Source organism: Microbacterium sp., from assembly GCF_049650565.1.
Lineage (GTDB): Bacteria > Actinomycetota > Actinomycetes > Actinomycetales > Microbacteriaceae > Microbacterium.
Genome location: NZ_JBASAK010000022.1, coordinates 29,816 through 49,926, shown reverse-complemented (window position 1 = coordinate 49,926; position 20,111 = coordinate 29,816). Strand labels below are relative to the sequence as shown.

The window sequence follows — 20,111 nt, the reverse complement described above, 5'->3', positions numbered from 1 at the left end:
GAGCCCGAATGGGGCTTCGCGGAGGCGCTTCTCCGGAGTTGTGAACGCGCGTCAGGCGGTGAGCTCGGCGTCGGTCGGCATGCGACCGGCGATCTCCTCGATCACGTCGTCGCCGGGAGCGGCCTGCTCGAACGGCGCGTGGATCTCGGCGCGCGACAGCAGCTCCTCCATGCGGCGACGGCGCTGACGCGTGATGAGCGTCACGACACGACCCGAGTTGCCCGCGCGGCCGGTGCGGCCGGAGCGGTGCAGGTAGGTCTTGTACTCGTCGGGTGCGTCGGCCTGAACGACCAGGCCGATGTCGTCCACGTGGATGCCGCGGGCCGCGACATCCGTGGCCACCAGCACCTGCACCTTGCCCGAGGTGAGCTTCTGCAGGTTGCGGGTGCGCTTGGCCTGGTTCAGGTCGCCGTGCAGCGAGACGGCGGGGATGCCGGCATCCTCGAACTGCTCGGCCAGCATCTCCGCATAGGCGCGGGTGCGGGCGAACACCAGGGTCTGGCCCTCGCGGTCGACCAGCAGGTTCAGCACCTCAGCCTTGTCGCGGTGCTCGATCACCAGCACGCGGTGCTCGATGCTGCTGTGATCCTGATCCTCGCCGGCGACCTCGTACACGGCCGGGTCCACGAGGAACTCGTCGACGATCGCGGCGACCTCCCGGTCGAGCGTGGCCGAGAACAGCAGCTTCTGACTGGTCTCGCCATCGTCCAGCGCGGTGCCGGTCTTGCGCAGGATGCGCTGCACGGGCTCCGCGAAACCGAGCTCGGCCATGTGGTCTGCCTCGTCGAGCACGGCGATGCGCACCTCGGCGAGGTCGAGCTTGTGCTGCTCGATGAGGTCCTCGATGCGGCCGGGTGTGCCGATGATGATGTCGACGCCCTTCTTCAGCGCACCGACCTGGCGCGCCTGCGGCACACCGCCGTAGATCTGCGTGGTGAACAGCCCCACGCTGCGCGCGATCGGCTGCACGGTGCGGTCGATCTGCAGCGCCAGCTCGCGGGTCGGGGCGAGGATCAGCGCGCGGGGCTTGCGGCCGATCTCGCGGCGCTTGCCCTTCTGCGACAGCAGGATGCTCTCGACCAGCGGCGCGCCGAAGGCGATGGTCTTGCCGGAGCCGGTGCGACCACGGCCCAGCACATCGCGCCCCTCGAGGATCGAGGGGATCGTCGCGGCCTGAATCGGGAACGGCGTCGCGGCGCCCATGTTGCGCAGCACCTCGACGATGTTCGAGCCCAGCCCCAAGTCGCCGAACGTCACATCGGCGACCTCGGTGGCCTGGACCGCCTGCGCCTCGAGGCGCTCGTGCACGACGTCGACGTGCTCCTCGTGCAGAGCATGGGTTGCTGAGCCTGTCGAAGCACGGTTCCAGTCGCTGCGGCTGGGGCGGTCCTCGCGGCGCGAACGGTCGTGGCCGAAGCGGTCGCCCCGGTCCTCGAAGCGCGGGCGGTCATCCCGCGAGAAGCGGCTCTGCGGGCGGTCGTCGCGCTGCCCGTGCGAACGGTCGAAGGCCGGTCGATCGCTGCGCGCGAAGCGGTCCCGAGAGCCGTCGTGCCCGCCGCGACGGTCATCCTTCCGCTCGAAGCGCGGGCGGTCATCGCGCGAGAAGCGGTCATCGCGACGCTCGTAGCCGCGAGGCCCGCGGCTGTTCCTGTCGACGCCGCCTCGGGCGCCCCGGTCGTCGCGCAGGTGCTCGTCACGGCGATCGTTGCCCCGTCCACCGCGATCGTCGCGGCGCTCGAACCCGCGGGAGCCGCGGTCGTCGCGGTCGAACCGCGGGCGCTCGTCACGGCGCTCGAATCCTCGCCCGCCGCGCTCGTCACGTCCGAAGCGGTCACTGCGCTGACGATCCTCACGCCCGAAGCGGCTGTCACGCGAACCGTTGCCGGTGCGGTCGAAGCCGCGGCCACCGCGGTGATCGTCGCCGAAGCGGCGCTCGCCGCGCTGCTCGAACGGGCGCTCGCGCTTCGACCAGCTCGACGACCCGTGCTCCGAGCCGCGGTGCGGGGCCTCATGGCGCCCCGACTCTGCGCGACCCCGGATGGAGCGGGCCTCGTCGCGGCCGGCGCGCTCCGAGTCGGTCCAGCGGCGCTTGGGCGCGGATCCGGTCTCGGCGGCGCGGTATCCGCGGTGCTTGGGGCTGATGCTGCCCGGGCGACGGTCGGCACGCGCATCGGACGAGAAGGAGCGGCGCTCACCGGCATCCGTCCGCCGATCATCGTCGCGGCCGGGGCGGCCTCCGGCGTGGCGATCGTGGAACGCCGTCTTCTTGGCGTAGCGCGGCTCGAAGTTGCGGGACGGGCGACCGCCCTTGGGCTTGCCGTTCTTCGGCATGGGTTGTTTCCTCACTGTCTCTGACACGAGAACAGCGTCCGCTCCGTGCGCACAGAGATCAGCGCACGGCAGACATACCCGGGCATCCGTCGGCCGGGGCCATTCATGTGATGGTTGATGAACCATCGGCCCCTGGGCTCACAAAGAGGTGACCCTCGAAAAACTCCGCAGTGAAGCGGATGCCCGAAGCCGACCGGACGAGTCTACCGGAGCCTCCTGGGAAACCGCCTGCCTAGCGGATCGTCACCGGGAACAGCTCGGTGCGCGCGATCACGCGATCGCGCTCCTCGGCCAGCGCGGTGCGCCGCGGGTCGGCGAGATATCCCCGCAGCGCGGCATCGTCGAGGAACCGGTACAGCTGCACCTCGTCGGGGCCGTCACCGGCTCCACCGCCGATCGCGCGCTGCACGACCTCACCATGGTGCTCGGCGACCAGCGCCAGCACGCGATCCTCGTACTCCGACAGGCCCGCTCGCTCGCCCTCGCGCGCCCACAGCAGGCAGCACAGCTCCACAGCATCCGCCATCGCTCCTCCATCCGATTCCACCCGACCATCCTGCACCTGCCGTCATACGATGGCGGGATGACCTCTCCGACCGGCATCCAGTTCTCCCTCCGACGCGGTGAGGTGACTGCGCAGATCGCGCAGGTCGGCGCCTCACTGCGGCACCTCAGCGTCGGCGGGGTGGATGTCGTGCCGCCGTACCCCGAGGACGTGCCGACGCCGGGTGCGTCGGGCGTGGTGCTGGTGCCGTGGCCGAACCGCATCCGCGACGGCGTCTGGAACGACGGCGACGAGACCAGGCAGCTGGCGATCACCGAGCCGAAGTTCCACAACGCCAGCCACGGGCTGCTGCGATTCACGGCGTACGAGATCACGGCGCAGGCCGAGGATGCCGTCACCCTCGCCGCCACCATCGTGCCCCAGACCGGCTACCCGTACCTGGTCGAGACCACCGTGCGCTACGCGCTGACGGATGCCGGCATCGACGTCACGCACACGCTCATCAACCGCTCGGCGTCTCCCGCCCCGGTCGCGCTGGGCACGCATCCGTACCTGACGATCGGCGACACCGACCCGCAGATGCTGGTGCTGCGGCTGCCTGCGGAGACGTACTTCGAGACCGACGATCGGATGCTGCCCATCGGCGAGTCCCCGGTCTCGGCCGGCACCGACCTGCGCGAGGGACGGCGGCTGGGCGAGGTGCAGCTGGACACCGGCTACGCCGCGCTGCACCGCGATGCCGACGGCTTCGTGCGCACCACGCTGACCGCACCGGATGGCCGCACCGTGACGCTGCAGCAGGGGGCGGGGTTCACCTACGTGCAGGCGTACACGTCGACGTCGTACCCCGGTCAGGAGCTCGTCGTGGCCGTTGAGCCCATGACCGCTCCCGCCGACGCCTTCAACTCCGGGCGAGGCCTTCGCAGGCTGGCCCGCGATGAATCATGGTCGCTGGAGTGGGGCATCCGCTTCACCCGCTGAACCGCAGCCGCCCCTGGCATGCCCTGCACGGCACCCTCACGGCAGCACTCATTCCCCCGGGCCGGCGGAGGGCAGTCCCCGGGAACGCAGGGCTCGGCGGGTCGGAGGCTGCGCGGCCGGGTCGGTTGCTGAGGCCGGGGCATCCCCCACCGACTCGCCCGCGAGGTGCGCCTCGACATCGCTGCGGTACATGATCTCGGGGGCGATGGGTGTGCGCGGGCCGACCGGACCGTGGCCGCCGTCGTCTGGCCCTGAGCCCGAGCCGTGGGGACCCGAACCGCGCGCGGCGCGCCTCGTGGCCCGACGCTCCTTCGCCCCCTCGACGAGGTTGTACAGCGTCGGCAGCACGATCAGCGTCAGCACGGTGGAGGACACCAGGCCGCCGATCACGACGATGGCCAGCGGCTGCGAGATGAACCCGCCATGCCCGGTGATTCCCAGCGCCATCGGCGTGAGCGCGAAGATCGTCGCCAGAGCCGTCATCAGAATGGGCCGCAGACGCTTCTCGCCGCCGGCCATCACGGCATCCGCTGTGCTGAGTCCCTTCGCCCGGTACTGGTTGACCAGGTCGACCAGCACGATGGCGTTGGTGACCACGATGCCGATCAGCATCAGCACGCCGATCAGCGAGGCGACGCCCAGCGGCACCCCCGTGGCGATCTGCAGCAGGATCGCGCCGGTGGCCGCGAACGGCACCGACACCAGCAGCAGCAGCGGCTGGCGCAGCGACTTGAACGTCGCGACCATCACCACGTAGACGATCAGGATGGCGGCCAGCATGGCCAGCCCCAGCTGCGAGAACGAATCGGCCTGCTGCTGGGCCACGCCGCCGATCTCGGCGCGTGCGCCCTCGGGCAGCGTCACGTGATCCATCGCCGCGTTCACCGAGGCGGTCGCCACCGCCAGATTGTCCGAAGAGGGCGGCACCGTGATGGTCGCCGTGCGGCGGCCCTTCTCGGTGGTGATCGCGGTGGGTCCGTTCTGCTCCTCGATGCTCGCGATGTCGGAGAGCTTCACCGAGCCGGTGGGCGTCAGGATCTCGAGATCCTTCAGCGCATCGACGGATGCCGGCGGATCGGGGTTCACGATGAAGACGTTCATGCCGGTGCCGTCGACCTCGATGGAGCCGATCTGGTCGGGGCGCATGGTGCCCGAGACCATCGACCCGACGGCCACCTCGCTGAGCCCGCGCTCGGCGGCCTTCGCGCGATCCACGTTCACCGAGATGTACGGCAGCGAGGCCGAGAGGTTGGTGGTGACCTGGCCGACGCCGTCGCGGCCCTTCAGATCCTTCACCAGCGCGTCGGTGCCGTTCTGCAGCGCGTTCGCGTCGGGTGCGGTGACGGTGATCGTGATGTCGCTGGAGCCGAAACCGCCGCCCGACGCGGCGACGCTCACATCCCCGGCATCCTTCAGCTCGTCGATCCGCTTCTGCACGGTGGCGCGCAGCTTCTCCTGATCAGCCGAGTCAGAGGTCATTATCGAGTAGGTGATGCCCGCACCGCCCGAGAACGCGTCACGCAGCGCCGAGCCGCTGGAGCCGATGGAGGCCTGCACGTGCGTGATGCCGTCGATGCCGTTCAGCGCCTTCTCGACCTGCTTCGCGGCATCCGACTTGGCCTGCAGGCTGGCGGTGCCGCCGATGTCCTGCGTGACGGTCATGGTGTTCTGGCCGGAGTCGCTGAGGAAGTTGATCTTCATCAGCGGGGCGGCGGCCAGCGTGCCGCCGAGCACCATCAGCGCGATCACGACGGTGGTCGCGGAGTGCTTGAGCGTCCAGCCCAGGATCGGGCGGTACGCCTTCTGCAGGCGGGTGGGCGGGGCATCCGGATGCTCGGGATCGATGTGCGTGCCGTCGGCCGCGGCCAGCGGCTTGCCGGGCTTGAGGAACCAGTACGCCAGCACCGGAACGATGGTCAGCGCCACCAGCAGCGAGGCCGCCATGGCGATCGTGACGGTCATGGCGAACGGCCGGAACAGCTCGCCGACCATGTCGCCGACGAACACGATGGGCAGGAACACCGCGACCGTGGTGATGGTGGACGCCGTCACCGCGGCCGCCACCTCGCGCACGGCCAGCTTGATGGCCGTGGCCTTGTCCGCTCCCTGCACGTAGTGACGTTTGATGTTCTCGATCACGACGATGGAGTCGTCCACCACGCGCCCGATGGCGATGGTGAGCGCGCCCAGGGTCAGCAGGTTCAGCGAGTAGCCGAACGCCTGCAGCCCGATGAACGTGATCAGCACCGATGTCGGGATCGAGATGGCGGTGACCAGCGTGGAGCGGATCGACAGCAGGAAGATCAGGATGACGACCACCGCGAACGCCAGGCCCAGCAGGCCCTCGGTGGCCAGTGTCTCGATGGACTGCTCGATGAACGGCGCCTGGTCGAACACCACAGTGAACGTCGTGTCGGGGAACGTCTTCTGAAGGTCGTCGAGCTTGCTCAGCACGCCCTTGGACACGTCGACGGTGTTGGCCGAGGGCAGCTTGGTGACGGCGATCGACAGCGCGTCCTTGCCGTCGACGCGCGAGATCGAGGTGACCGGGTCGGTGGTCTGCTCGACGCTCGCGACGTCGCCGATGGTCAGTGTCGTGCCTACCAGCGGAAGCTCGGCCAGCTGCTGCGCCGAGGTGATCTTGGAGCCGGTCTGCACGGTGAGGGTCTGCGAGCCCTCGGTGATGTCGCCGCCCGGCAGCAGGATGCCGTTCTGCTGCAGCGCCTGGCTCAGCGACTGCGTGGTCTGGCGCGCGGCGGCCAGCTTCGCGGCATCCGGCGTGATGGTGATGCGCTGCCCTGTGCCGCCGACGATGGTCGCGGCGTTGACGCCCTTCACGTCCTCGAGATCCGGGATGACAGTGGTCTCCAGGTCGTTCTGCGCGGCCTGGGCATCGCTGAAGCCGGTGACGGCGACCTGGATGACGGGGAAGTCGTCGATGGAGACGCTCAGCACCTGCGGCGTGACATCCTTCGGCAGCTGCTGGGAGATGCGGCTGATGGCCTGCTGCATCTTCTGCTCGGCCGTGGCGAGGTTGGTGCCGTATGTGAAGGTCGCCTGCACCATGGACGCGTTGGTCGTGCTGGTGGCCGTGGTCGACTCCAGCCCCGGCACGCCCTGGATGGCGGTCTCGACGGGCGTGGACACGTCGTGCTCGACCACTTCGGGCGAGGCGCCCGGGTACTGCGTCATGACGATCAGCGCGGGCAGCTCGAGCGAGGGGATGAGCTCCTGCTTGAGGTTGGTCAGCGCGAGCCCGCCGAACACGGCGGCCACGATCGTGATGAGGGCGATCAGTGCGCGGTTGCGCAGGCTGAAGACGGAGAGATTCGACACGGTGCTCGATTCAGTGGCTCACGGGCGAAGGACGTTCGGGCGCGCCGAGGATGCCGGCGAGCGCGGATGCGATGAGCGAGCCGTCCAGCTGCTCGTCGTGGATGCGGGCGTGCCAGAGCACGCCGTCGATGAAGATGGATGCCGCCTTCGCGCGCTCCTGACCGTAGTCGGCGGTCAGGAATCCGGCCAGCTCAGCCGACCAGCGCCTGGCCAGTTCGCGCAGCTGCGGGTCGTTGACCGCGGCGGTGACGACCGCCCGATCCGCTTCCAGCGCCCGAGCGTCAGCGAGTCCCTGCAGGATCAGCTCGGTGATGACCTCGGGGCTGGTTCCCCGGGTGAGGAAGGCGGATCGGATGCTGCCCATCCGGACGTCCACCTCGGACGCCAGATGCCCGAGGGCGGCGGTGCGCAGCTCGTCGAGGGTGGTGAAGTACTGCGTGGTCGCCCCCAGTGGCACACCCGCACGGGCGGCGATCATGCGGTGGGTGAGCGCACTGACGCCGACCTCGACGATCAGCTCGGCAGCGGCGGCGACGATCTCCTGCCGTCGGCCCTGCGGGTCGCGCCTGCGGCGCAGCACAGCATCCGACATCCCCACCCCCTTCATGTACATATGTACATGACTCCGGCTAGGAGCCACCTGAGAGAACGGGGGTCAGAGGGCTTGGGCGAGGGCGAGGCCGGCGGCGGCGGCGGCAAACCCGGCGAGCAGCATCCCGCCCGCGTACGCGACGGATGCCCGTCGCCCGCCTTCGCGCCACAGCGCGACCGTGTCGATCATCGCGGTGCTGAAGGTCGTGTACCCGCCGAGGAACCCCGCGCCCACGACGAACGCCGCCCCCGGCAGCATCCCCACCACGAGCCCGAGGACCAGCGATCCCGTCACATTGATGACCATCACTCCCCAGGGGAACCGGGTGCCGGTCGCCCGCGCGATGCCGATGTCGACGAGGTACCGGGTCGCAGCGCCCAGTCCGCCGCAGGCGGCGGCCAGCAGGAAGATCAACGGGTTCATGCGGCGGCCCGTCTGCGCCCGAGATGCAGTCCGAGCACGGCCAGCGCGATGCCGCCGGACAGGGTGAGAGCGGCATAGCCCGCAGCCAGCAGCGGAGACGACCCCCACAGCTGCACGGCGTCGACCATGAACGAGCTGTAGGTCGTGAACCCGCCCAGCAGACCGGTGCCGAGGAACACCCGCAGATCGGATGCCGGCAGCCGCGCGGTCAGGATGCCCAGCACCAGGGCGCCGGTGAGATTGGCCGCCAGCACGCCCAGAGCGGCGTTCGGGATCAGCATCCCCAGCGCCATCCGGGCGGCCGTACCCAGCATCCCGCCGACGGCGACCAGCACCGCAGGCCGCAGGATGGTGCGCGTGGGCGAGGGTGAGGTCACCCGCCAACTCTAGCCACGATGCCCGGACCGCCCGGCGGCGCCGTTACGTAGACTCGGGAGACGACCGGGCCCCGCCCGAGGGAACCGGTCATCAGGAGGACGACGCCCGCGTGCTGACGAGAAGGATCTTCGGATGGCTGCGTCTGCTCGCCGCAGCCATGTGCGTCGTGTCCCTCACGCACCGGATGCTGTGGGGCATGGGTTCGCAGACGCTCGCCAGCGACAACTTCTTCGCCTACCTGACCATCCAGTCGAACATCGCGTTCGCCGCGGTGACGATCGCCGCCGGGATCATCGCGCTGCGGAGCCTGCAGGATCCCGCCTGGCTGACCTCGGCGCGTGTGCTGGTGCTCAGCTGGACGACCACGGCCGGACTGGCGTTCTCGATCATCGTCTGGCAGGCGGGGGTGCGCGGCATCCCGATCACCGTCCCGTGGTCGGACGTCGTGCTGCACTACGTGCTGCCCGCACTGGCGGTGATCGCCTGGCTGATCGGACCGGGACGGCAGCCGGCGTCGTGGCGGGTGCTGCCGTTCGTGCTGCTGTACCCGCTGATCTGGGGAGTCTTCACGATCTGGCGCGGCGGCATCATCGGCTGGTACCCGTACTACTTCCTCGATCCTCGACAGGTGTCCGGGCTGCCGGAGATGGGCGTCTCCTGCCTGGCCGCGCTGTCGATCTTCGCCGTGGTCGCCGCCCTGCTGGTGCTGCTGAGCCACGTGCGCGTGAGGCTGCCCCCGTGGGGCGAGATCAGCTCCCGCCCTGCGGGGTGGGTGCGAAGAACTCGAGTGCCGCTCTGGCGGCCGCCCGCGCGTCGCGGTCGCTGAGCGCCGCGAACTGCTCGGCCTCCGGCCCGCCGACGATCCCGACCAGCACCGGCTCCCCGGTGACCGGCATCAGGTTCAGCCAGGTGCGGATCAGACCGGCGCCGCCGACGACGTGCCAGATGGCCTGCTCGGCATCCCAGAACAGCTTGTCGAACCGCATCCATACGGTCTCCACGAAACCGGATGCCAGTGCGGCGATCGCTCCACGGTGCGAGAACGGCAGCGCGGGGGCGAACTCGATGCCCTGCTGCTGCAGCACTCCCAGAGGTACGGTGACCACCACGCGGTCGAACGACAGGGCCTCGCCGGTGCCCAGCCGCAGGCTGACCCCGCTGTCGTCGTAGGCGATGCGCACGACCGGTGAGGCCAGCGTGATCTCCTGATCCTTCAGGTGCTTGTCGAAGAACCCGCCGAGGTCCTCCCCCATGCCCGTCAGTGTGTCGGCGGGGAAGGCCGGCGGGTACCAGCTGGATGCCTTGGCGGGGTCAGCACCGGTGATGGCGGTCTGCCAGGCGAGGGCCGCAGCGAGCGCCGGGTCATCGGGATCGGCCCCGTTCTGCGTGAGGGCCTTGTCGAGCGGCAGGTCGGACGGCAGGCTCTTCGCCTTGTCGATGGCCTGGGCGATGGACTGCCCCGCGACCGTGTCGACCGCGCCGTCCTTCGACCAGCCGGTCGCGGTGTCCAGCACGATCTGCTTCTCGCCGAGCGTCGTGATGCGGTCGTGCAGGGCTGTGAGCTGCTCGTCGGAGATGAGCCACGCGCCCAGCTGCGCGGGGATCGGCCAGTCGTCGCCCGACTTGCTGAGGATGCGCCCGCCCGAGCGGTCGCGGGCCTCGAAGATGGTCACGTCGTGGTTGGCATCGGCCAGCATCCGCGCCGCCACGACGCCCGCCGCGCCCGCACCGACGACCGCCACACGCTCCTTCTCTCCCGCCGCGACGATCAGCGCGAGGGCGGCAGAGCGACCGGAGTCGACGGCTCCCAGCACGGTGCCGGGGTGATCGGGATCCAGTGCCTCGCCGGCGAAGTACAGCCGGTCGCCGATCGGCTCCGCGAGGGTCGCGCGCTGCTGCGGGTCGGCGCCGGCCGGCAGGTAGCTGATGGATCCGAAGGAGTACGGATCTGTCGACCAGGTGCTGCGCGCCCATGCGGCAGGTGCGGGAACCGCGGGCGGCGCGGTGGGTCTGGGCACCGGGGTGGTGCGCGTCGGCTTCGGCTGCGGCTCGGGCGTGCACGCGGCCAGGAGCACCGCGACGGCGCCGGTTCCGGCGCCGAGCAGCAGGGTGCGGCGAGTGATGCTCATCGTTCAGACAGACTATCCCGGGCCGGCACGTGGCGGCGATCGGCGACAGTGCCGGTCACGACTCGCTGGAGACCTCGGCGAGCACCTCGGGCCAGCGGCGGTCGAGAACGCGGCCGCCCAGCACCACTCCCGCCCAGACGGCGCCCGCGCCCAGGATGAGCCCGAGCGCCAGGCTCACCCAGCCCAGCCACGGCGTCCAGATCGCGGCGATCGCGAAGCCGAACGCGGGCCCTCCGATGACGAGCGAGACCGGCCCGATGATGAGCAGCCCCAGCAGCGACTGGGCGCCCCCCGAGGAACCCCGACCGAACGGGCTCGCCTCCGGCGCGGGGGCCCGGCCGGGCAGGAAGGCTCCCACCCAGATGCCGGCTCCGGCCGCAGCGGCGCCCAGCCCCAGCGTCACCCCGAGGCTTGCCGGCAGCAGATCCGGACGGCCGGCCAGCAAGCTCGCCGCCACGCACACCACCACGAGCAGCGGCACGGCGATCACCCCGAGCCCGAGCAGCCGGCCGGCGCGATCCGCCCCGCCCGGGACGCCGGCGTGGATGTGCAGCGCGATCGCGTCGTTGTCGTAGGCCAGAGTCATCTGCACCATGGTCCCGATCATCACCGCGCTGATCGCGGGGATGAGGATCGACGCGGAGCTGAAGCCGCCGTCGCGCCCGTTCATCAGGCTCATCCCGATCAGCAGGACGGGCAGCACCAGCAGCATGACGATGTTGATCACGTGCCGCGGGTCGCGGCGCGAGTACCGCAGCGTACGGGCGGCGATGGCACCGGTCGGCGTCGCCGGAAGCATGCGATCCAGCATCCCTCCGGAACGGATGCGGCCGCCGCCGCGACCCTGGATCGGCGCGACCAGCCGCGCCGCCAGCAGCGCGCGGGCCGCGAACCACAGCACCGCCGCCGTGGCCAGCGCGATCAGCAGCCGCAGTACGGCTGCGGCGAAGTCGCCGGACGCAAGCGAGGCGGAGACGCCGAACACGGCGCCCGGCGGCGTCCACCCCGCCGCGTCGGCCAGCACCGGGAGCACGGCGATGGGGCCGTCCACTCCGGCGATCGCACGCATGAGCAGGTTGATCAGCAGGCCGGAGCACGCCAGCAGCAGCGTCCCGCCGATGACGACCAGGTCGCGCATCCGCCGACCCGCGAGCCAGCTCGCCAGCAGACCGCTGACGACACGGGCCCCCAGTACGCAGGTCGCCAGCGCGAGAGGTATGAGGATGACCGCGGAGACGATGGCGAGCGGCTGCACCGACCAGCCGACGAGCATGAGCAGCAGCGCGCAGGAGGTGCCGATGCCGCCGATCGTGGTGACCCCGGCGACGACCAGGCCGGGCAGCAGCGAGCGCGCGGTGACCGGCAGCAGCGCGAACCGCTCCGGCGCGAGGGAGTCGTCCGCGCTCACGACGATCGATCCGATCCACCAGGTCAGCACGATGCCGGCCCCGGCGATCACGAGGGTGCCGGTCGCGGCGTCCGGTGCGGCGAGACGCAGGGTCACCAAGCCGATCAGCATCGATCCGAGCAGGCTCACAGCGACCAGCCCGCTGATCACGAGCGACACGATCATCCACGGGTTGCGTCCGAGCTGGTGAACCAGCTGCCGCCACCGGAGTCTTACGAGGAGCGCAACCACGCCAGCGTCTCCGATCCCAGCTCATGCGCGCCGACCAGGCTCAGGAACCTCTGCTGCAGGGTCTGCCCCGCGCGCACCTCGTCGAGCGCGCCGTGCGCCAGCAGTCGCCCCTCGGCGATGATGGCGACGCGGTCGCACATCGACTCCACCAACTCCATCACGTGGCTGGACATCACCACGGTGCCGCCACCGGCGACGAACGCGCGCAGGATCTGTCTGATCGTCTCCCCTGAGACGGGATCGACGGCCTCGAGCGGCTCGTCGAGGATCAGCAGATGCGGCGCGTGGATGAGCGCGCACGCCAGCGCGATCTTCTTGCGCATGCCCGCGGAATAGTCCACGACCAGTGTGCTGGCCGCGTCGGCGAGTCCCAGCGCCTCCAGCAGCTCGGCCGAGCGGCTCGCGACGTCGGCCTCGGGCATACTCCGCAGCAGGCCGGTGTAGCGCAGCAGCTCGGCGCCCGAGAGCCGGTCGAGCATGCGGATGCCGTCGGGCAGCACGCCCATCAGCCGCTTGGCGGCCGCAGGATCGCGCCAGACGTCGGCGCCCAGTATCCACGCCGTGCCGGCATCCGGGCGCAGAAGCCCGGTGGTCATCGCGAGCGTGGTCGTCTTGCCCGCACCGTTGGGGCCCAGCAGCCCGAGCATGGACCCCGCCGGTACGTCGAGCCACAGGTTCTCGACGGCCACCTTCTGCCCGAACCGCTTGTGCAGCCCCTGCAGGGAGAGCACGGGAGGAGCGGCGGAGAGCGGTGGAGCTGAGTCGGTCATGCTTCCATCCGACCACGCTGCCGAGCCCTCGGCATCCACCTTCAGAGGGATATCGCGGGCTCGGCGCGGGCGGGTTACAGGTGCGCCTCGGCGTATACCCGCAGAGCGTCGCGGACGAACGCCGCACCCTGCTCGCCGCCGTAGTTCGCGCCGAACCGCGGGTCGGCGACGTACATCTCGCCGAGGCCGATCACGTACGCCTTCACGTCGCCGCCCGGGGCGGCGGCCGGAGTGCCCGGGATGCCGGTGAGCCACTCCACGTGACGGGCGGCGATGGCCTGCGCCTCGACAGATGCCGGGTCGATGCCGCTTTCGGCGGCGGCGATCCAGTCGCGACCCAGCTCCGCTACTCGCTGCTTCCAGCCCGCGCGGTCGCTTTCGCTCATGCCTCGCCACCAGCGGTCGCTGTCGGCGTACGCCTTCTTGCCCCAGCGCTCCTCGACCTCGTCCTTGTACCGGGTGTGATCGAAGCCGTCGAACATGTTCTCGGCCATCAGGTCCTTCCTCTCTGTCAATGCGGTGATGGTGGATTCGACGGACGCGATCTGGCGGGCCAGGCGCTGCTGCTCCGCCCGGAGCAGTTCGAGGTGCGCCTGCAGAGCGGATGCCTCGGATGCCTGGTTCGCTGAGCCTGCCTGCGCGTCGATCACCTGCTTGATCTGCGGCAGGCCGAGCCCGAGCTCGCGCAGCAGCAGGATGCGCTGCAGGCGCACCAGCGCCGACTCGTCGTAGTGCCGGTAGCCGTTGCCTGCGATGCGCGAGGGCGGCAGCAGCCCGATGCCGTCGTAGTGACGCAGCGTTCTGCTGGTGGTGCCCGCGAGGCGGGCGATCTCCTGGATGGACCAGTCCACGGCATCCGCTCCTTCCGTCGTTCCGTCGTCTCGTCGATGAGACCACGGTAGAAGTTGACGTTGCGTCAAGGTCAAGCACAAGCATCCTGAGTCTTTCCTGACTCTCGATGCGACTCCTTGACAATATCGAGATATATCGTGTTACTCTCGCAATACGCGATATATCTTGATGTCGCCCAACCAGGAAGAGAACGACAATGACCGAGAAGTGGCTCATCGCCCCCGGCGAAGAACGCGTCATCGACATCGCCTCCGCATCCCGGCTCAAGATCGGGCTGGTCGGCGGTCAGGTCGACGTCATCGCCCACGACGAACCCGGCATCCGCATCGAGGTGCACGGCGTCACCAACAAGGACCTTCGCATCGAGTCCGACGGCACCCAGATCGAGATCGACCACCCGCAGATCGGGTGGGACAACTTCCTCGAGGTGTTCCGCAACTTCGGCGCCGGCGGCCCCAAGGCCGAGATCAGCGTGGCCGTACCGCGCGGCATCGCGCTGACGCTGGGTGTGGTCAGCGCGGGGGCGCTGGTCTCCGGCATCCGCAACGACGTCAAGCTCAACACCGTCTCGGGCGACATCATCGCCGACGAGGTGGTGGGCGATCTCACCGCGAACTCCGTCTCCGGCGACGTGCAGGTGCGCAGCCTGACGGGGTCGGTCACCGCCAACAGCGTGTCCGGCGATGTCGCCGTCACCGGCTCGCTGCGCAAGGCCGTCGTCGACACGGTCTCGGGTTCGGTGCTGATCGACGCGATCGGCGACGTGAACACGCTCAACATCAACACGGTCTCCGGCTCCGTCACCACGCGCCTCGACGAGACACTGCCCGCCAACTACGTGCTGCGCAGCATGAGCGGCCGACTGACCGTCGACGGCGTCAAGCGCTCGGGCGGCGGACCCAGCAACTACTCCGGACAGACCGGCGAGCTGGCCGGAAGCTTCGTCGACCTGCGCGCCAATACGGTCTCGGGTGGCATCACGGTGCTGCGCCAGGCCCGGCCGACCGTCGCCGACGACCCCGAGTGGGAGGAGTCATGAGTCCCGCCGTCTTCTCGCACGGTGATCTGCGGCTGTACCTGCTGTCGCTGCTGAACGAGGCGCCGCAGCACGGCTACGGCATCATCCAGGCGCTCAGCGATCGCACCGGCGGCACGTACACGCCCAGCGCCGGCACCATCTATCCGCGCCTGGCGAAGCTGGAGGAGGAGGGCCTGGTCACCAAGACCGTCGAGGGCCGCACCACGATCTACGCCATCACGGATGCGGGTCGCGCCGAGCTGTCGTCACGTTCGGACGATCTCATCGGCATCGAACAGGGCCTCTCTGATTCTGTGCGGCTCATCGCCAGCGAGGTGCGGCACAGCGTGCAGGAGGCCATGCGGAGCCTGCGCGCCGACCTCGCGACGGCCGCGCAGGAGGAGCGTCGCGCGGCGAAGACGCGTCTGCGCTCGGACGGGATGAGCGACGAGCGCGTCACCAGCCGGGAGAACCTGCAACGAGCGGATGCCGCGATCAATGCGTTCCGTGCGCAGGTGCGCACCGACCTGCGCACCCACGTCGCCCGTGGCGCCGTGCTGCCGGCGACGGTGGTCACGGATCTGGAGCGCGCCCTCGACGACGCCGCTCACGCCGTGACGCGCGCGCTGTCGACCCTGCGCGACTGAACCTTCGGGGTCTCGACTGCCCGGGACCTCGCCGAGTGCGCGGCCTCTTCGCGGGACCTCGCCGTGCGTTCGGCGAGGTCCCGTGCTCTCGGCGAACGGGGGACGGGGCCTACTCCGGCCAGACCTTCTCGTCGTCGGGCACGGGCTCGCCCTGCGGAACGACCAGCACGGAGCGGTGCTGCCGGTGCGCGAGGCGCGCAGCGACCGACCCGGTGAAGAACTCGCGGATGGACTCCCCGATGCCGCGCTTACGGGTGCCGATCACGATCAGCTGCGCGTCGAGCTTGTCCGCCAGCTGCTTGATCGCCAGCGCGGGGTCGCCGACCAGCTGGCGCGTGGCCCACACCAGGTCGGACTTCCCGAGCGCGTCGGAGGCGAGCTTCTGCACGTCTTCGAACTCGGCGGCGCCGGCATCGAGATTCAGGTCGATGGGGGCGGAGTGCACGTAGCCGTCCGGGTCCTCGTAGGTGACGAAGCGCGTCACATCGACGTGCACGACCATCAGCGGGGCCTTCAGCAGGGTGGCGTAGCGGATGGCCTCGGCCATCACCTGGGCCGGCTGGCCCGGCTGCAGGCCGACGATCACCGCCTTCTGCAGTGCGGCGTTCTGGACACTCTCTTCGGATGCCGTGGGCGTGGAATCTGACATGTCGATCCTTCCGCGGAAAGGCCGTCGCGCGGCCGATTGCTCTGGCGTGCGTGCTATTCTGAATGCTACTCTTACCGGCTCCAGGCCGGTGCCGTGAAATGTCAGTCGGCTGTGCACAGCCCGCTGCTGAACTCGTAAAAAGGGGGTCTCGCGCATGGGCCGTGGCCGTCAGAAGGCGAAGCACACCAAGATCGCTCGCGAACTCAAGTCGTACAGTCCGACGGTGAATTTCTCCGCTCTGGAGAATGAACTCGGGCATCCGTCCTCCGAGGAGGACCAGTACGTCGACAAGTGGGCCGATCAGTACGAAGACGAGGATGAGGACGAGCTCGAGCGAGCCTGACCCTCCTCCTCCGCACGACAACACCCTGGCGACCGGCATCCGCTGAGTCGACCAGGGTTTCGTCGTCCCCGCCGTGCGGGTGGCAGAATGGCCGGATGCCCCGCGTCGCAGCCCTCTATCGCCATCCGATCAAGGGGTTCACTCCCGAGCGCCTCGACGAACTGGCGGTTCAGTCCGACGGGCGCATCGCCGGAGATCGCGTGCTGGCATTCCGATTCGCGGATGCCGCGCAACCGGAGCAGCGCGACGGCCTGGACTACTGGCCGAAGTCGAAGGGGCTCGCGCTGGAGGCCTTCCCCACGCTGGCGGCACTGCAGGTATCGTACGACCACGTCGCGCGGCGCGTACGGGTCGCCTACGACGACACTCTCCTGGTGGATGTCGTGCTGGATGCCGACGGGCGCGAAGAGCTCACCGAGATCATGACCGCGTTCGTGCTGGACTCCCCCGAGTGGAAGCTGCTGCAGCGCGAGGGCCGGCTGCCGCTGGTGCTGGTCGGCGACGGCGAGCGCGCGCGGTTCCAGGATCGGTCGAAGGGCTTCGTCACCCTGCACAGCACCGCGAGCGTCGACGCCGTCAGCGTCGTGCTCGGGCAGGAGCTGGACCACCGCCGGTTCCGTTCGAACGTCGTGATCGAGGGAGCGGATGCCTGGGACGAGCTGGCCTGGACCGGCGAAGTGCGCATCGGCGACGTGCGATTCACGGCAGAGGGCCCGATCGTGCGATGCCTGGCGCCGCACGCGAACCCCGACACCGGCATCCGGGACGCCCGCATCCTGACCGCCCTGACCCGCGACATCGGCCTGCCCGAGCCCACCCTCGGCCGGCTCCTGCTGCTGCAGGGCGTGACCGGCGCGGTGGGCGACGAGGGCGGGATGGGCGGCGTCATCCGCGTCGGCGACGAGGTGACCGTCGGCTGAGGCCGCTGGGCGAGCCCATTCAGGGCCGTGCGCTCAGAGCCCGTCGATGCTCGCGACCTGCAGCAGATCGGCCAGGGGCAGGACTGTTGCCCGCGGGTGCAGCTCATAACGACGGCTCCCCGGGTACAGAATCCAGAGCCTCCGCAGCTGCAGGCTCGGATCCTCCAACGCCGCACTCATCGACGATGTCAGCCGCGGGGCATCCGCCCGCTTGATCTCGAATCCGGTCCGCTCACCGAAGCGCTCGAGCACCAGATCCACCTCCGCACCGTTGCTGGTGCGCCAGAAGTACGGTTCAGCGTCGTCGGACCGGCGGAGGATCTCATCGATCACCAGGGATTCCCATGACGCCCCGATCCCGGGCTGCCGCAGGAGGGCGTCCTCGGACTCCACACCCCACAGCGCGTGGAGCAGCCCCGTGTCCCGGAGGAAGATCTTGGGAGTGCGCACCAGACGCTTCCCTGCGTTGGCGAGCCAGGGCTTGAGCACCCGCACCAGCATCGCATCGTTCAGGCCATCCACGTACCTGCGAGCCGTCGACTCGCCGATGCCGAGGACACGCGCCGTTGAAGCGGCGTTCCAGAGGTTGGCCTGGTGGTGCGCGAGCTGAGCCAGGAACCGCTCGATGCTCGCGGCGGGCAGCGCCAACCCGAATTCGCGCAGGTCGTGGCTGGCCAGAGTGCGAATGTAGGACCGTCGCCAGCGCATCGAGTCTTCGTCTGTCGCAGCGAGTGTCGACCTGGGGAACCCCCCGCGGATCCAGACCCGGTCGATGTCATCGTCGACGTCCGCTGCGCCCAGACCGGGCAGCTCGATCACTTCGACGCGGCCGGCCAGCGATTCGGCAGACTGGCGAAGAGCATCGGGAGAAGCACTGCCGAGCACCAGGAACGTCGCGAGTGCATCCGTTCGGTCGGCGAGCACACGCAGCACGGGGAACAGGTCAGGGTGCCGCTGCACCTCGTCGATGACGATCGTGCCGCGAAGTGGCTCCAATGCGAGCATCGGCTCGCTCAAGCGCGCGAGATCGATCGGGTCCTCGAGGTCGAAGTAGTTCGCCATCCCGGGTTGGACGATCGTGCGTGCCAGCGTCGTCTTGCCGACCTGGCGCGCACCGACGAGAAGCACGACCGGCGAGCGCCGCAGTGCGTCGCGGAGTTCGCGCTCCGCCGCATCTCTCGCGATCATGACTTCACGCTACCATGTAATTCCCCCAGATGGTGGTGGAATTACCTGGTAATCGAGGTTTCACCAGGCGCCGTGCCTGCTCTCCCACTCGTCCTCGACGGTGCGGCGGCGACCTGCCATCATGCCGGCGGGAATGCTCGCCAGCAGCACGGCTCCGATCACTGCCAGCGGCACGGTCCAGCCGCCCGTCGCGTCGCGCAGCACTCCCATCAGGATGGGGAAGATCGCGGCCAGCGTGTAGCCGACGCTCTGCACGAAGCTGGACAGCAGCACCGCGCTCTCCGGTGTGCGGGAGCGGATGCTGATCAGCACCAGCGCCAGCGGGAACAGCAGGCCGACCATCCCGAACAGCGCCGTCCACAGCCAGAGCAGACCCGCGATCGGAACCAGCAGCAGCCCGAGGATGCCGACCAGGCCGGCGATCGCGCCGAACAGGAACAGCGGCCGGGTGGCATGGAACCGCACCACCAGCACCGGCACCAGCAGCGATGACGGCAGTCCCACGAAAGCGAACAGCGACAGCAGCAGCCCGGCGGTTCCGGCATCCACCCCGGCGATGTCCATCGCGATCACCGGCAACCAGGCGAAAGCGACGTACGCCATGATCGACGAGGTGCCGAAGGTGACCGACAGCGCCCATACCAGGGGGATCCGCGCGAGCCGGGCGAACAGGCGCCGACTCGACGGCGAGGTGGCGATCGGGCCGGTGACGGAGAAGCCGGCGGTGGATTCCGGTGCAGTCACCTGGGTCGCGGCCTTCGACCCTTCGACAGGCTCAGGGACCCATTCGGGTTGGGTCGCTGAGCCAGTCGAAGCGCGGCCGCGGCCGGCCACCATGAGCACCCACGGGATGACACCGGCCAGCGCGAACACGGCCCACATGGCCAGCGAGACGCGCCAGCCCACGGCATCCGCCACCGGCACCGCGACCAGTGGCGGCACGAACGTCGAGCACGCCATGGCCGTCGTGTACAGCGCCATCATCAGGCCGATTCGGTCGGGGAAGTACTTCTTCACCAGCGGTGGCATGAGGATGTTGCCCATCCCCACCCCGGCGAAGATCAGCGCCGTCGCCAGCACCAGGCCGATCGACTCGCCGATCAGGCCGCGTGCGACGAGCCCCACGGCGATGACGATCAACGCGACGACCGTCAGGCGCTCGATGCCCAGTCGACTCTCCAGGATCGGGGTGATCAGCCCGAACACCGCGAAGCACATCGGCGGCAGCGTCCCGATCAGGCCCAGCACCGCCGAGGGCACCGCGAAGTCCGCGCCGATGTGGTCGATCACCGGCGACAGCGACGCCACCGCCGAGCGCAGCGAGAACGCGCACAGCAGGATGCCGAGCACCGCGAGCGCGCGCCCGTGCCACAGCGGCCGGCCCTTCACTTCGACTCGCTTCGCTCGCTC

At 69.6% G+C, this 20,111-nt stretch carries 19 protein-coding genes; 6 read left to right on the top strand and 13 right to left on the bottom strand.

What is annotated here, in order from left to right:
- Window positions 1–51: 51 nt before the first annotated feature.
- Complete coding sequence (locus WA967_RS03650; protein WP_424419541.1) at window positions 52–2,331, bottom strand: DEAD/DEAH box helicase; 2,280 nt, start codon at window positions 2,329–2,331, stop codon at window positions 52–54.
- Window positions 2,332–2,563: 232 nt separating this feature from the next.
- Complete coding sequence (locus WA967_RS03645; RefSeq protein ID WP_424419540.1) at window positions 2,564–2,878, bottom strand: hypothetical protein; 315 nt, start codon at window positions 2,876–2,878, stop codon at window positions 2,564–2,566.
- A gap of 36 nt (window positions 2,879–2,914) precedes the next feature.
- Between WA967_RS03645 and WA967_RS03640 the strand changes: the two genes are divergently transcribed.
- Window positions 2,915–3,817, top strand: a complete 903-nt coding sequence (locus WA967_RS03640) for an aldose 1-epimerase family protein (RefSeq protein WP_424419539.1) — start codon at window positions 2,915–2,917, stop codon at window positions 3,815–3,817.
- A 48-nt stretch (window positions 3,818–3,865) separates the two neighbouring features.
- On the opposite strand, the gene WA967_RS03635 is transcribed toward WA967_RS03640, so the two are convergent.
- The 4 genes from WA967_RS03635 to WA967_RS03620 form a co-directional block, all read right to left on the bottom strand.
- Complete coding sequence (locus tag WA967_RS03635) at window positions 3,866–7,153, bottom strand: efflux RND transporter permease subunit (RefSeq protein ID WP_424419538.1); 3,288 nt, start codon at window positions 7,151–7,153, stop codon at window positions 3,866–3,868.
- A gap of 10 nt (window positions 7,154–7,163) precedes the next feature.
- Window positions 7,164–7,745 carry a TetR/AcrR family transcriptional regulator gene (locus tag WA967_RS03630; protein WP_424419537.1) on the bottom strand — a complete coding sequence of 194 codons (582 nt, stop codon included), beginning with the start codon at window positions 7,743–7,745 and terminating at the stop codon, window positions 7,164–7,166.
- Between the two features lie 63 nt (window positions 7,746–7,808).
- A complete protein-coding gene (locus WA967_RS03625) occupies window positions 7,809–8,168 on the bottom strand; it encodes a fluoride efflux transporter FluC (RefSeq protein ID WP_424419536.1) in 360 nt (119 codons plus the stop codon).
- Entirely contained in the window at window positions 8,165–8,545 is a 381-nt protein-coding gene (locus tag WA967_RS03620) for a fluoride efflux transporter FluC (RefSeq protein ID WP_424419535.1), read from the bottom strand. The genes WA967_RS03625 and WA967_RS03620 overlap by 4 nt, the downstream gene beginning before the upstream one ends.
- 110 nt (window positions 8,546–8,655) lie before the next feature.
- Here WA967_RS03620 and WA967_RS03615 point away from each other — a divergent pair, with 110 nt between their 5' ends.
- A complete protein-coding gene (locus WA967_RS03615; protein WP_424419534.1) occupies window positions 8,656–9,372 on the top strand; it encodes a Pr6Pr family membrane protein in 717 nt (238 codons plus the stop codon).
- On the opposite strand, the gene WA967_RS03610 is transcribed toward WA967_RS03615, so the two are convergent.
- The 4 genes from WA967_RS03610 to WA967_RS03595 all read right to left on the bottom strand — a co-directional run bounded on the left by WA967_RS03610 (window position 9,296) and on the right by WA967_RS03595 (window position 13,935).
- Window positions 9,296–10,675 carry an FAD-dependent oxidoreductase gene (locus tag WA967_RS03610; RefSeq protein ID WP_424419533.1) on the bottom strand — a complete coding sequence of 460 codons (1,380 nt, stop codon included), beginning with the start codon at window positions 10,673–10,675 and terminating at the stop codon, window positions 9,296–9,298. The two genes, WA967_RS03615 and WA967_RS03610, sit on opposite strands and share 77 nt — an antisense overlap.
- Before the next feature lie 55 nt (window positions 10,676–10,730).
- Complete coding sequence (locus tag WA967_RS03605) at window positions 10,731–12,248, bottom strand: hypothetical protein (RefSeq protein WP_424419542.1); 1,518 nt, start codon at window positions 12,246–12,248, stop codon at window positions 10,731–10,733.
- 47 nt (window positions 12,249–12,295) lie between these two features.
- The gene (locus WA967_RS03600) at window positions 12,296–13,084 is read right to left on the bottom strand and encodes an ABC transporter ATP-binding protein (protein WP_424419532.1); all 789 of its coding nucleotides are present in this window, start codon (window positions 13,082–13,084) and stop codon (window positions 12,296–12,298) included.
- A gap of 74 nt (window positions 13,085–13,158) precedes the next feature.
- Window positions 13,159–13,935, bottom strand: coding sequence for a MerR family transcriptional regulator (locus tag WA967_RS03595; RefSeq protein ID WP_424419531.1), 777 nt, complete (start codon window positions 13,933–13,935; stop codon window positions 13,159–13,161).
- Window positions 13,936–14,132: 197 nt separating this feature from the next.
- Between WA967_RS03595 and WA967_RS03590 the strand changes: the two genes are divergently transcribed.
- Together WA967_RS03590 and WA967_RS03585 are read left to right on the top strand one after the other, a co-directional pair.
- Window positions 14,133–14,975, top strand: coding sequence for a DUF4097 family beta strand repeat-containing protein (locus WA967_RS03590; RefSeq protein WP_424419530.1), 843 nt, complete (start codon window positions 14,133–14,135; stop codon window positions 14,973–14,975).
- Window positions 14,972–15,601 (top strand): PadR family transcriptional regulator, encoded by a 630-nt coding sequence (locus tag WA967_RS03585; protein WP_424419529.1) that lies wholly within the window; start codon window positions 14,972–14,974, stop codon window positions 15,599–15,601. Before WA967_RS03590 ends, WA967_RS03585 begins: the two co-directional genes overlap by 4 nt.
- Before the next feature lie 109 nt (window positions 15,602–15,710).
- Here WA967_RS03585 and WA967_RS03580 read toward each other — a convergent pair whose 3' ends face one another.
- Window positions 15,711–16,250, bottom strand: a complete 540-nt coding sequence (locus WA967_RS03580; RefSeq protein WP_424419528.1) for a universal stress protein — start codon at window positions 16,248–16,250, stop codon at window positions 15,711–15,713.
- A gap of 154 nt (window positions 16,251–16,404) precedes the next feature.
- On the opposite strand from WA967_RS03580, the gene WA967_RS03575 reads away from it, so the two are divergent.
- Window positions 16,405–16,593 (top strand): DUF3073 domain-containing protein, encoded by a 189-nt coding sequence (locus WA967_RS03575; protein ID WP_298863132.1) that lies wholly within the window; start codon window positions 16,405–16,407, stop codon window positions 16,591–16,593.
- A 95-nt stretch (window positions 16,594–16,688) separates the two neighbouring features.
- Window positions 16,689–17,513, top strand: a complete 825-nt coding sequence (locus tag WA967_RS03570) for an MOSC domain-containing protein (RefSeq protein WP_424419527.1) — start codon at window positions 16,689–16,691, stop codon at window positions 17,511–17,513.
- Between the two features lie 33 nt (window positions 17,514–17,546).
- Here WA967_RS03570 and WA967_RS03565 read toward each other — a convergent pair whose 3' ends face one another.
- Together WA967_RS03565 and WA967_RS03560 are read right to left on the bottom strand one after the other, a co-directional pair.
- Window positions 17,547–18,701 (bottom strand): ATP-binding protein, encoded by a 1,155-nt coding sequence (locus tag WA967_RS03565; protein WP_424419526.1) that lies wholly within the window; start codon window positions 18,699–18,701, stop codon window positions 17,547–17,549.
- A 60-nt stretch (window positions 18,702–18,761) separates the two neighbouring features.
- Entirely contained in the window at window positions 18,762–20,090 is a 1,329-nt protein-coding gene (locus tag WA967_RS03560) for an MFS transporter (RefSeq protein WP_424419525.1), read from the bottom strand.
- Between the last annotated feature and the right edge of the window lie 21 nt (window positions 20,091–20,111).